The following is a 12918-nucleotide window of genomic DNA, read 5'->3' on the forward strand; positions in this document are numbered from 1 at the left end:
GTTATGGGATTTATACCAAATGCATACATAACAAAAAGCCCGGGAAGCATCAGCTTCCTGGACTCTAATTCATTGATATAGTCATACTGTACACGTATACAACTTCTGGTCATCTTACTGAGAATCGGATACTTGCTTACGCCGGATCTTTCGTATCCGCCGTCTCCGGCTCCATAATTTCAGTGGTATCTGGGTCTAGCCAGTTCGCGAGCAGGGTTCGCACATATTGCAGATCGCTCTCTGACAAATCATAGTACCACGTCCCGCTGCGCGTTGCGCCTTCACCCTTAAGCATGTAATTGCTGATTGTTGGCGTGCTGTCTTTCATATATAGAGACTCGGCAAATTTCACGATGAAATCCGAGTTCATGTTGGTTGTAAAATTCGATCCGGCAATCTGGATAACGTCCGGGATCTTGGTCAGATTTTTGACCTCAAGCGCACGATTCATGAAGGCACTTAAAAAAAGACGGTGCCGCATCGTCCGATTGAAATCGGAATCTTCCCGGTAACGCACATAGCCCAGCGCTTCTTCGCCGCTGTATATCGGTTTGTTCGCTTCAACAAACAGCTTCTCATGTGCTTTCGATTTGTTCTCAATATTTTTCTTGATCGGCAATTCAACACCGCCAACCGCATCAACAATATCCTTGAGTCCGTTAAAATTAATCGCGGCATAGAAATCGACTTTGTTTTCCAACAGATGCTCCACAGTATCCATCGCCATCTTTGCTTCACCATGCGCATAGGCTGAGTTAATCTTCGACTTCACATCCCGGCCGATAATATCGGTATAGGAGTCACGCGGAATGGACAGCAGCAACACTTTATTTTCTTCCGGACGCACAACAGAATAGATCATGGTATCCGATCGGCTTGGTTCGTTATCCCGTTGGTCAATTCCTAGCAACAACAGCGAGAATGGATCGGTATGTTCTACAACGGGTGCATCCTTATCGCCAACAGGCTTGAAGGATTCATCGAGCGTTTCCTTTACGGTTTCCGAAGCAAACAGATTAAATGCAAACACAACGAGTTGCTTTTGATAGATAAATCCGAGTCCCCCCAGCACAATCAAAGTACTCAGGATGATAATCAAAGGTTTCTTCCATCTCTTCTTCGGTTTCTTCGGCTTCCGTCTGGTTAAATGTGCAGCACTGTTCTCCATCATATCTCCTTTAATAACGGTCTTAGAATCATTTAACTATATTAATAACACGTTTTCAATAGATTACGTTATAATCTGCTATACAAGAAATGACACAGAAGGAGCGATGAACGATGGAATATCGACGTTTGGGGAATAGCGGTCTGCGCGTTTCCTCACTTGGACTGGGCACCAATGCCTTTGGTAAACGGGCGGATGACCCAACTTCTATCCGCATTATTCATGCGGCACTGGATCAAGGAATCAATTTTATCGATACCGCCAACATCTACGCCGGAACGGAATCGGAGCGGATTATCGGACAAGCCCTGGCAGGCAGACGTGAAAACGCTGTGCTTGCTACCAAAGCCGGTCTCCCCCGGCACGAGGGTCCCAATGGGCGCGGTTCATCCCGCTATCATTTGCAGCAAGAGCTTGAACATAGCCTGCGGCGTCTGCAAACGGACTATGTGGATCTGTATCAGATCCATACCTTTGATCCGCACACACCACTGGATGAGACACTGCGCACATTGGACGATATGGTCACTTCCGGCAAAGTCCGCTATATCGGAGCTTCCAACTATGTAGCCTGGGAGCTGATGAAAGCTCTGGGTACCAGCGAGCTAAAAGGATATGTACGTTATATCTCGACCCAAACCAGCTACTCGCTGGCTGATCGCACACCTGAGCTTGAACTTGTACCGCTGTGCCTTGATCAAGGCGTCGGCATCATTCCATATTTCCCGCTGGCTGGCGGCATTCTAACAGGTAAATACAATGGCGAAGCTGGCGTGCCTTCCGGTTCCAGAGCGGATACTGATCCGGCCTTCAATCGTTTCTTGTTGGAACATAATATTAAATTAGGTGAGCAAGTCAGTGAAAAGGCATCGGCGTATGGCTGCTCCCCAAGTGTCCTGTCGCTCGCCTGGCTGTTGGCACGCCCTGCTGTTTCGACGGTTATCGTTGGTGCAACGAGCACCGAACAGCTGGAGCATAATCTGGCTAGCGTGGACATGAAACTAACCAATGATATGATTTCCGAGCTCGACCAACTCAGCGACTCTTTCCGCTATGGTAAGCCATTTGCGACTTATCGGATTGATTGAATCAACACAAAAAACCTCCCGGCTAAAAAGCCCGGGAGGTACAAATCCACTACACATTGTAGTCTAATAAACCATAGAAAAATTCTTTCTATGCATTAAACATCTGTTTTATATCGAATAAATTCCTGCATGATTTCCATGTATTCGTCCTTACGGTCACTTAACACATCAAAGAACACCTTGTCCGCAGCTTCAACAAGATGAATACCTTCAAGCGCCAAGCGGGTTCCTTCCGGCGTTGTTGTAATAATATTCGCACGGGTATCGGTAAGATGACGCTTGCGAGTTATCAACTCTCTCTTTTCAAGAGCACGGAGAACTTGAGAAGTAACGTTAACATCCACATTGGCAAATTGCGCAAGCTGGACCTGAGTTACTCCTTTACCCTCGTTGTCGCGTTCATTGAGCCACACACAGGCATGTAATAATACAAATTGGGGTTGTGTTAATTCCAAAGGCTCGAGCACCCTGCGTATTTCCTTTTGCCACATCGTAGTAACCTGCCATAGCAGATAACCCGGACTTTCCTGAGCATTTTTATATCGTGAGCTTTCCATCTCAATATACCTCCATCATTACACCTTGAGCTTCATCTTTTCTTATAACGTTTGTCGGAACGCATGTGTTTCAACGTAGTACATTTTCAGCGGAAAACATTAACGCGAAGGAATAAATTGCTTGACCCATTGGCCAAATCCATGCGGATTACGACTCTGAATCAGGACTGTCCCTTCACCCCGAAATCGGCATACTAGCCCTTCTCCACTGGTCACGCTGGATAACCAGCCTTGTGATGCTTTCTCAATACGATAATCCATATAATTGGGCCATGCCACCAAATGGGCATTATCTACGATTACTTCTTCACCCGCAGCCAGATTGATCGCATGGATTGCACCATAGGATGATAGGAACACGGTTCCTTGCCCACTGATCTCTATAATAAAGAAACCCTCTCCCGAGAAGAGACCTTTCTTCAAGTTTTGCATTTTGGTATTCACCTGGATGCCTTCGGTTCCGGCCAGAAATCCATCTTTCTGTACGTAGAGTGAATAGGAACCATCCAGTTCAATCGCCTCCACATCCCCCATGCTGGAGGGTGACAACAGAATTTCCGCAGATCCGCCTGTAGCCGTTAATTCCTGAAAAAAGAATTTCTCGCCACTGATCATCCGTCCGAATCCGGCAAACATACCGCCTTCAGCCGATCCCTTCAAGTCAACAGTTGGTGTCATGGATACCATGGCCCCGCTTTCTGCCTTGAACCGTTCTCCCCGTTGCAATTGCACTTTAAGCATAGCAAATGCACCATCATATAGAATTTCATAGTTCATGGCTTCATCAGCTCCTTGTTGTCCGTGTTAAAATCATTTAACCCATTATCCTCCAACACGGAAGATTTGTCTCCGTATTCCTTAATAATATGTTGATCTCCCCAGTTACATAGCGCATTCAGAATCGGTTCCAAACTTCGCCCATAGTCACTCAGTTCATACTCCACCTTGGGAGGTACCTGATTGTACACAATGCGGTTCACGATCCCGTCATCTTCAAGCTCTCTCAGCTGCTGCGTTAACATTTTCTGCGTAATTGCGGGCATAATACGCTTAAGATCACTGGTCCGTTTCTTCCCATGTGTCAGATGGCAGAGAATGACGCACTTCCACTTGCCGCCAATGACCTCAAGCGTCGCTTCAACTGAAATATTATACTTCTTTCTGATCATGCTGCATGTCCTCCCTGGAATTCTTTTTTCGAAAAGCAATTGCTATATAGGCACTAAAAAGTACGTAGGGTACTAAAAAGTACGTACTATTCATTTTATGTCGAATAACTCATAATAGCATTTGCCGGTACGCAAATCTACATTCTGGGGAGTTGAATAAGACATGCTACAAGATTCAAAACGCAGTACCTGGGCACTGCTGGCGCTGGCAATCAGTGCGTTTGCCATCGGCACCACTGAATTTATCAGCGTTGGACTGCTGCCCCTTATTGCAGATGACCTGGGCATTTCCGTAACGACAGCGGGACTGACCGTTACTTTATATGCATTAGGCGTAACCTTCGGGGCACCAATTCTGACCTCATTAACGTCAACGGTGTCACGCAAGACGCTGCTGCTTGCCATTATGGTTGTTTTTATCGCTGGTAACACCATGGCGGCGCTCTCGAGTGGAATTACCATGCTGCTCATTGCTCGAATTGTCTCCGCTCTGGCACACGGCGTATTCATGTCCATTGGTTCCACCATTGCGGCAGACCTGGTTCCTGCAAACCGCCGGGCGAGCGCCATTGCCATCATGTTCTCTGGCTTGACCATTGCTACCGTAACCGGTGTACCGCTGGGTACACTCATCGGTCAAAACTGGGGCTGGCGCGCAGCTTTCATTCTTATCGTTGTCGTAGGTGTTGTGGCCTTCATTGGCAACATGCTTCTCGTCCCATCCACGTTGCAACGTGGAACGCGAACTGCATTCCGAGAACAACTGAAGCTGGTGACAGGCGGACGGTTGCTGCTGGCTTTTGCCATTACCGCTGTGGGATATGGGGGAACGTTTGTGGTATTCACTTACCTGTCCCCACTATTGCATGATATCAGCGGATATTCCGAGAAAACGGTCGCGGGAATTCTGCTGCTGTACGGAATCGCCATTGCTATCGGTAATATTATTGGAGGGAAAGCCGCCAACCGCAATCCACTCCGAGCACTCTTCTATATGTTTATCATTCAGACCGTCATTCTGGGCATACTGTATTTCACCGTTCCATTTAAGCTGGCAGCATTACTCACCATACTCGGCATGGGTCTGCTTGCCTTCATGAATGTGCCAGGGCTTCAGATGTACGTCGTAACACTCGCAGAACGATATGCTCCACAAGCCAAAGACGTCGCCTCCGCCTTCAACATCGCAGCCTTTAACGCAGGTATCGCAATCGGGGCATATTTGGGCGGTGTAATCACGGACTCCATCGGTCTAATTCATACCACATGGGTTGGTGCAATTATGGTTCTTGCCGCTGTTCTTCTGACTGGCTGGGCAAGAGTGCTTGATCGTAAAGATCCCTATTCTCCTTCTGAGATGTAAGACAGGACCGTCAGAAATCAGCCAAAACATGCGTCTTTCCAGCGTTAAAGTTACAACTCGGAACCGGTTTCGCCCTTTATTTTAATCTAGTATAATACGTTAATTCGAATTTAATCTACTATGACTTAATGAAGGATATCAGGAGTTATCGTTTCACATCGTTACTACCATTTTGATTCATAATATGAGGAGGACTTCACATGACAGCACAACATTTACAATCTACAGTAGCTTTAAATAACGGCGTTCATATGCCTTGGTTCGGACTTGGTGTATTTCAGGTAGAAGAAGGATCTGAATTAATCGAGGCCGTCAAACAAGCGATTGCTCACGGTTACCGCAGCATTGATACAGCCGCTATTTATGGCAACGAATCCGGTGTAGGACAAGCCATTGCCGAGGCATTGAAAGAGAATAATCTGAAACGTGAAGAACTGTTCATTACGTCCAAAGTGTGGAATGCAGACCTCGGATACGAGGAAACTCTTGCTGCTTTTGATGTCACGCTGAACAAACTGGGACTGGAATATCTGGACCTGTATCTGATTCACTGGCCAAAAGCAGGCAAATATAAAGGCGCATGGAAAGCGATGGAGGAGCTGTACAAAGCAGGTCGAATTAAAGCCATTGGCGTCAGCAACTTCCAGATTCATCACCTTGAAGATCTGTTGCAGGATGCTGAAGTGAGGCCAGCAATTAATCAGGTGGAGTACCACCCTCGTCTGACTCAAGCTCCGCTCAAAGCATTCTGTGAGAAAAACGGAATTCAATTGGAGGCTTGGTCCCCGTTGATGCAGGGTCAACTTCTGGATAATCCGGTTCTGACCGAGATTGCCACTGCGAAAGGTAAATCGGTAGCACAAGTCATCCTGCGCTGGGACTTGCAGAACGGTGTCATCACCATTCCGAAGTCTACGAAGGAAAAACGTATCGTCGAGAACTCTTCCATCTTCGACTTTGAATTGTCCAATGATGAGATGGAGCGTATTAGGGCTCTGAACGAAGATGTTCGCGTTGGACCTGATCCTGACAACTTTGATTTCTAATTGAAGATTGAAATTATGTAGGTGTAAATTTCCAGATGAAATTTAGAAGGGCAAATCCTTTTTGGAGCCTGCTTTAACATGCAATTGCCAAAAACCGCCGGATCAAGATCCGGTGGTTTTTGGTCTTCCCTTTTCTTATTTTCTTCTGTTTTAGCGCCGAGAAAAAATCCATGTGTCATATTCTCTTTCCACTAAACTAATCTCGCCAACACTGCACGCTTCAATTAAAAATGTTGTAATTAAATTTTTAACTATTGAAGCTGCCACAAGGCAGGAACGTTGGATGGTTCCCACCCTGCCAAGGAGGTATGGGGCTGCAAACATTTATACGTCTTGCCGCTATATGTGACCAGTTGTCCCGCAGTATAAGCTGTGTTGACCTGCCATGCGGATACACCAGGATTCGTCGTTTCGGCGGCTGTCTTCACACTTACCGCGTTGCTCGCTGCAGACACGTTGCCTGCCGCATCCTTTGCTTTTATCGTAAATGTATACGAGGTATCCGCCGTAAGCCCGCTGATTGTTGCCGTCGTACCGGTTACCGTTGTTGCCAGTGATGTTCCGTTGTACACATCATAAGCCGTTACACCCACATTGTCAGTGGATGCCGTCCAGCTCAGCGTTATGCTGGATGTGGTTTGAGCAGTCGATGCAAGGTTCGTTGGTGCAGTTGGCGCTTGCGTATCGCCTCCCGGCTGAGCCGTTGTGCTTACGGTTACAGCATTACTGGCTGCAGACAGATTACCTGCCGCATCTTTTGCTTTTACCGTGAAGGTATATGAAGTCCCCGCTGTAAGTCCACTAATTGTTGCAGTCGTTCCGGTGACGGATGTCGCAAGATTAGCGCCATTATAGACGTTATAACCGGTAACGCCTACATTATCCGTTGATGCGTTCCAGGCCAGTGTCACCGAGTTTGCTGTCACGCCTGTCGAGCGGGCATTCCCGGGTACGCTTGGTGCCGTCGTATCTACTGGAGGCACTGTACCCCCGGTAGGCAGATCGGCTTTCAGTTTGTTTTGAAGTGTTTTGTTACGGTCACCGCTGAGCTCCCAGAACATCGCTCCGCCGAGCCCTTTGCTCTTGATATAAGCCGTTTTGTAACCAACGGACTCCGCATCGTCATAACTGATAAAGCGCTTGTTGGACGCATTATAGAGATATGGCACTTTAGCCGTGTCATTCCAGTAACGCGTGTATCCGTTTTTGTTGATGTAATTGGCCTCTAAATCATAGAAGTCGAAGGAGCCTGCTTCCCATGTTCCAACGGAAGAACCACCTGAACACGTCTGATACTGTCCGTTGCCTGCCTGTGCGCATCCATCCCAGCCACGACCGTAGAATGGAACACCAAGCACGAGTTTAGCGGCCGGTACGCCTGCATCCAGATGCCCTTGTGCTCCGGCTGCGACATTAAATGTATTGGCATCTGGCACGCCAGCAGCTGAAGCCGCAGGATCATAGTTCAATGGCGCATTATGTGCGCTGATCTTTTGCCATGCGCCGTTAAAATCGTATGTCATAATGTTAATCCAGTCCACGATGGCAGCAATTTTTGCAAGCTCCGTATTGGCTGCATAGGTCGCAGACGCACCGCTTGCAATCGTAAGCAGATACTTCTTGCCGTCCACAGCTCCCGCTGCATCCAATTTTTCACGAATTTTGCTCAGGAGCAATGTGTAGTTTTGCTTATCTTCAGGACGTTTGCTGTTACCATCGAGTCCGCCTGATACCGGGTACTCCCAGTCCAGATCTACCCCGTCAAAATTATACTTTCGCAGGAAATCGACAGCAGAGTTTGCAAAGACCTCTCGAGTTGCAGCAGTCGCGGCTACATCGGAGAAGCGGTTGGACCACGTCCATCCTCCAACGGAGATAATAGTCTTCAGGTTAGGATTGGTTTGTTTCAGCTTGTTCAGCTGATTGATATTGCCTGCAATGGGTTGATCCCACGTATCCCCTGCAAATGTCTTGCCCGTATCGATCCATGGATCGCCGAGCACGATTGTTCCGTTCGGTACATTGATCGTTTGGCTTTTTTCATTCTGACAGGTCCAGGTTACAGGATTGGGGCCCGAAGGATCCGGATTTCCATGAATGCCGTTCCAGCAAATATCTGCAAAAGCATAGTTGATATGTGTCACTTTGGTCGGGTCGATATCGGCTACATTATAGTTTCTCCCGTACGCAGCCCAGGACGGGTAGTACCCAACAATTTTATAAGAATCTGCCGCTTCGGCCGTAGCAGGTTGGAGCGCAAAGGAAGGAACGATGACGGATAAGAGCAGGGACAGACCAAGGAAAAACTTTGCAGTCTTCTTAAAAGCAGTGCGTTTATTTAAATTTATCATTTAATACACAACCTCCTCTGTCTTTTGCGTGCTAAGTCCATTCAGGAATGGACGATGTGCGTTCGAGAACTGGTTATTCGTATACGCGTCCCAGTTGATTGACCAGGTCATAATGCCTCTGAGACCGGCATAGCCCGCAGGCTGGCGCAAGGTATAGGAACCGCCGTATGATACTCCTTTGATCAGATAGTTCAATGCCTTCTGCAGCTCGGCTGGCGCTGTATAGCCACCTCCAGCCGCCTGCTGGGAAGCCGGTACACCAATCGCAATCTGGTCCGGTCGCAGAGGGCTAAAGAATGGACCCGAGCTTCCGCCTACGTTAAAACCTTGAAGCAGCATTTCAGCCATGGCGACATGGAAATCGGCTGTTCCTTGAGCGTAAGATCGTCCATCCAGCCCCACCATCGAACCGGTGTTATAGTGCTGCACATGCAGCAAGGTCAGATCATTGCGCAAGGCATGAATCACTGGAAGATACGCCCCCCAAGGACCACCATAGTTCAGATATCCGCCCTGTACATAAGCCGTTTCCGGCGCAGCCGTCAGGATAAAATTGGCGCCAAAGTGCGATTTAAGCGCTTTCACGCCGTTAATCAGGTTAACGATCTTCGGAGTCGTTGGACTGCGGAAGTCGGTATCGCCTGCATTTAAAGACAGGGAGCTTCCTTCAAGATCGATGTCGAGGCCATTGAATCCGTAAGTCGAAATGATGGATTTTAGGGAATCCTCGAACTGTTGTCTCTTGGTTGCATCCGTGAGCTCAATCGTGCCATTGGCTCCTCCCATGGAAATCAGTACCTTCTTCCCTTGGCTTTGAAGGTATGCAATGTCCGACTTGAACTCTTCTACCGTAGCGTTATACGGAGTAAAAGCGAGCGTTCCGCTGCCGGGTGAAATCGGCTCGGCAAAGGAGACATTAATAACATCATAGGCTGTTGAAACGTTGCGCAGTTTAATGTTGGTAGAGCCATTATCGAAGTTGTGCCAGTAGCCGATCAGCCATTTGCTGCCGCTAGGCCCAGGATTCGAAGATCCGGTGGAAGTGGTAACGCTGAGAGAGGCGCTTGCTGCGGACAGATTGCCTGCCGCATCTTTTGCTTTGACAGTAAAAACATATGTGGTGCCAGCTGACAGTCCTGTTACTACAGCCGTAGTTGTTGAAGTGTTCGCCGCGAGAGTACCGTTCCGGTACACTTCATATCCGGTTACGCCCACATTATCTGTGGATGCGTTCCAGGTAAGATTGATCGATGTCTCCGTGACGAAGGATGAGGTTAAACCTGCAGGAACAGATGGTGGTGTCGTATCTGGAGTCGGAGTCCCCCCTCCAGTACCTTCCCCCACGTATTTCCACAATGCAGGCACATTTGAGGGCTCCCATCCGGTCAAAGCCGTATGGGGCTGAATACATTCATAATCTTTATTTAAATAGGTTACTAGATCCCCTTTTTTGTATGCGGTGCCTGCCTGCCACTGGGCAGCGGCGTCTGCTCTTGGTACAAACCACGTAATAATCAGAAGAAATGCCAAAACGAATGTAATGACCGGGCGGAATCGAACAGCTTGATTCAAGCAAAATCCCTCCTGTATTCAGATTATTTTCACCTTGCAAACAACGCTTCACTGGTGCACTTACATGTGATCCGCGATCTTAGAGCTTATAAAGCCGTCTGACGATGAGCGTCGCTTCACTCCCTTCCCTTATCAAAATGGACCTTCCCTCTCGTTTTCTTTTTCTGCAGACATCATCCAAATTTTACAGGGAATTTACAGATCCTCACCCTGTATTTAATCAGTAAAATGCAATTGAGATAAGGGATAAATTATTTCTATAGGGGGCGAAAAATGTAATATACCGCGCAAAAAGGCCGTCTATCAGGTCATTAAGAGACTTGATAGACAGCCTTTTTTTATTTTCATTTTATAAATTAACGGATGTATTACTAAGTTTGTTTCAACTCCGAGGAGGCTAGTTCAAATGACAGCATACCTTCAAAAGGTTCCCACCCATCCTCACCAGATAAAATAATAGGTACAGCATATTCAGCCGCTTCCTGCTCACTGAGTATTTTTGCCCACGGAACTCTCCCCATCACACTTCCAGCCCCAGGTCCGGCACTGTTATATTCGGCATACACAACTGTTGCTTCCGCATCGGTCTTGTTCCAATTATGCCAGCCCTCCTGCTTCACATGCACCCCCATCCAGCAGTTCAGGAAGCAGACTTTGGCATGATTACGCCACGGTCTGCCTAGATATACAGACTGAGCGGGAGCGTTGCTGGTTAGGTCACAATCGATAAACACATAGCCATATCGTGCATCCTCTGGTGTGGAAGCAGCCGTTATCCAACCATTCACTTCTCCCTCAGCAGCAGCAGTATCGCTCAAGCGATTCTTCGCAAAGATCTCACAGCCCTGGAACACCGCAGTAGCTGAGCCAAAAATAAAATCCACATCGCCCTCAATGTAACAGTCCTCATAATATTGGCGCAGCTTTCGCCGCTCTGCACCATCACGCGGCCCCCCGAAGAAACTCCGGTCCATCGGCTGCTCGGGCAGCGGTCCGGTAAAGATCGTGTCCTGGTGACCTATAAATCGGCAATGCCGGAAGGCTGCCCGATCCCCATCCACGTAAACGGCCAATGCCTGACCGACCTCACGACCAGGTCCAGCCGAGTTGATGAAGGAAAGTCCTTCAGCGGTGAAATCATCTGCACCAATAAAGGCCGTGTACGAATGAAAGGTATGATACAACTCCCCGTTCGGGAACTTCTTGAGCGCATAATCATCATACGTGATGATGGTCTGATCGGCTCCCGCACCGACGAGGTGGACCATCGATTTCTCGATATGCAGTTTTTCAACATAGGTGCCTGGCTTGATGCGAATCGTATACTTTTCAGTACAGTCGGCCGGGATCGCATCGAGAGCAGCCTGAATAGAGGGGAAATCGCCGCTTCCATCTAGAGCAACCAGGTAACCATTCCTGAACAGATCAAGATCCAGATCTGACCCGTGTGACAGAGGTTTGTTCATGGCAATCGCTCCATTTCCAGCGCGGCCAGCAGGAGCGGTGCCATACCCATGAACGAGTCACTCACAATCTGCTCGCCGACATAATAACTGTATGAACCATCCCGATCCAGACTGAGTCCTGCCCCGTGACAAATCGCGTTCAGCTTCACGCCTTCCTCCGTTTCTTCCATCAAACGGGCCGTCAGTCCATGCCATCCCTTCTCTGCGGCCTGTCTGAAATGCGGCTCAAGATAACGCAAGCGAACGCCCTTCGCCAAGGCATACACAAACATGCTTGAACCGGAAGCTTCCAGATAATTGCCCTTGCGGAACCCCTGATCCAGCACCTGGAACCAGAGCCCGCTCTTCTGCTCCTGTACACGTACCAAGGCATTACACATGCGCTCGAAGATGCCAATGATTGTGCCCCGTTTCGGATGATGGATCGGGAAGTACTCCAGACTATCTACGATCGCCATCACATACCATCCCATCGCCCGGCTCCAGAAGTGTGCGGAACATCCAGTTACGGAGTCGGCCCAGATCTGCTCCTTCGATTCATCCCAGCCATGATAGAGCAGACCTGTGCGCGGATCACGTGTCTTGCGTTCAATTAACAAAATCTGATGAGCTACTTCATCCCACAGATCAGGTCGATCGAACGTCTTAGCATATTGCGCCAGAAATGGCGACGACATATACAATCCATCCAGCCACATCTGAAACGGATAGATTTTTTTGTGCCAAAATCCGCCCTCCGACGTTCGGGGTTGTCCTGCGAGCTGGGCTGCGAGCAAATGAGCGGCCTCAGCGTATCGTTGATCCCCTGTGGTATCCAACAGTTCGAACAGGTTCTTGCCCTGATTGATCTGATCCAGGTTGTACTCTTCCAGGGAATACGTTCCGATGGAACCATCCTCCTGAACATACAGATCCATATGTCTTTTCATAAAAGAAACATACTCGTCCTTGCCGTATTGCTTGCCAGTGCGTGACATTGCCATTAACGTCATCCCCTGAACATATGCCCAACGTTCCGAAGGAAACACATGATAGCCCTCTCCATCGCATTGCCGGAAAATCATTTCTGCTATTCGCTCCGACCAAGATAACTGCGTCTGTACCTGCATAAAAGAACCCTCCCTGGACCTTGAATGTT

Annotated in this window: 11 protein-coding genes; 3 read left to right on the plus strand and 8 right to left on the minus strand. The window is 48.3% G+C overall.

Annotation, left to right across the window (positions count from 1 at the left end):
* Nucleotides 1–136: 136 nt before the first annotated feature.
* On the minus strand, nucleotides 137–1171 hold the full coding sequence (locus RS891_RS30480) for an LCP family protein (protein ID WP_309304326.1): 1035 nt from the start codon (nucleotides 1169–1171) through the stop codon (nucleotides 137–139).
* A gap of 110 nt (nucleotides 1172–1281) precedes the next feature.
* Here RS891_RS30480 and RS891_RS30485 point away from each other — a divergent pair, with 110 nt between their 5' ends.
* The gene (locus RS891_RS30485; RefSeq protein WP_113053153.1) at nucleotides 1282–2256 is read left to right on the plus strand and encodes an aldo/keto reductase; all 975 of its coding nucleotides are present in this window, start codon (nucleotides 1282–1284) and stop codon (nucleotides 2254–2256) included.
* A gap of 95 nt (nucleotides 2257–2351) precedes the next feature.
* Here the strand turns inward: RS891_RS30485 and RS891_RS30490 are convergent, their stop codons facing one another.
* From RS891_RS30490 to RS891_RS30500, 3 genes are all read right to left on the minus strand, one after another.
* The gene (locus RS891_RS30490; protein ID WP_113053154.1) at nucleotides 2352–2813 is read right to left on the minus strand and encodes a MarR family winged helix-turn-helix transcriptional regulator; all 462 of its coding nucleotides are present in this window, start codon (nucleotides 2811–2813) and stop codon (nucleotides 2352–2354) included.
* Between the two features lie 99 nt (nucleotides 2814–2912).
* The gene (locus RS891_RS30495) at nucleotides 2913–3590 is read right to left on the minus strand and encodes a TIGR00266 family protein (RefSeq protein ID WP_315794009.1); all 678 of its coding nucleotides are present in this window, start codon (nucleotides 3588–3590) and stop codon (nucleotides 2913–2915) included.
* Nucleotides 3587–3982, minus strand: a complete 396-nt coding sequence (locus tag RS891_RS30500; RefSeq protein WP_053782581.1) for a winged helix-turn-helix transcriptional regulator — start codon at nucleotides 3980–3982, stop codon at nucleotides 3587–3589. Before RS891_RS30500 ends, RS891_RS30495 begins: the two co-directional genes overlap by 4 nt.
* Before the next feature lie 163 nt (nucleotides 3983–4145).
* Here RS891_RS30500 and RS891_RS30505 point away from each other — a divergent pair, with 163 nt between their 5' ends.
* A complete protein-coding gene (locus RS891_RS30505; RefSeq protein ID WP_113053156.1) occupies nucleotides 4146–5345 on the plus strand; it encodes an MFS transporter in 1200 nt (399 codons plus the stop codon).
* Between the two features lie 200 nt (nucleotides 5346–5545).
* A complete protein-coding gene (locus RS891_RS30510) occupies nucleotides 5546–6391 on the plus strand; it encodes an aldo/keto reductase (RefSeq protein ID WP_315794010.1) in 846 nt (281 codons plus the stop codon).
* A 251-nt stretch (nucleotides 6392–6642) separates the two neighbouring features.
* On the opposite strand, the gene RS891_RS30515 is transcribed toward RS891_RS30510, so the two are convergent.
* From RS891_RS30515 to RS891_RS30530, 4 genes are all read right to left on the minus strand, one after another.
* Nucleotides 6643–8742 (minus strand): glycosyl hydrolase family 18 protein, encoded by a 2100-nt coding sequence (locus RS891_RS30515; protein WP_113053159.1) that lies wholly within the window; start codon nucleotides 8740–8742, stop codon nucleotides 6643–6645.
* On the minus strand, nucleotides 8743–10314 hold the full coding sequence (locus RS891_RS30520; RefSeq protein ID WP_315794011.1) for a chitinase: 1572 nt from the start codon (nucleotides 10312–10314) through the stop codon (nucleotides 8743–8745).
* A gap of 371 nt (nucleotides 10315–10685) precedes the next feature.
* Nucleotides 10686–11780 carry a pectinesterase family protein gene (locus RS891_RS30525; protein WP_315794012.1) on the minus strand — a complete coding sequence of 365 codons (1095 nt, stop codon included), beginning with the start codon at nucleotides 11778–11780 and terminating at the stop codon, nucleotides 10686–10688.
* Complete coding sequence (locus RS891_RS30530) at nucleotides 11777–12889, minus strand: glycoside hydrolase family 88/105 protein (RefSeq protein WP_315794013.1); 1113 nt, start codon at nucleotides 12887–12889, stop codon at nucleotides 11777–11779. Before RS891_RS30530 ends, RS891_RS30525 begins: the two co-directional genes overlap by 4 nt.
* Between the last annotated feature and the right edge of the window lie 29 nt (nucleotides 12890–12918).

The sequence above is a fragment of the Paenibacillus sp. BIC5C1 genome (assembly GCF_032399705.1).
Classification (GTDB): domain Bacteria; phylum Bacillota; class Bacilli; order Paenibacillales; family Paenibacillaceae; genus Paenibacillus; species Paenibacillus taichungensis_A.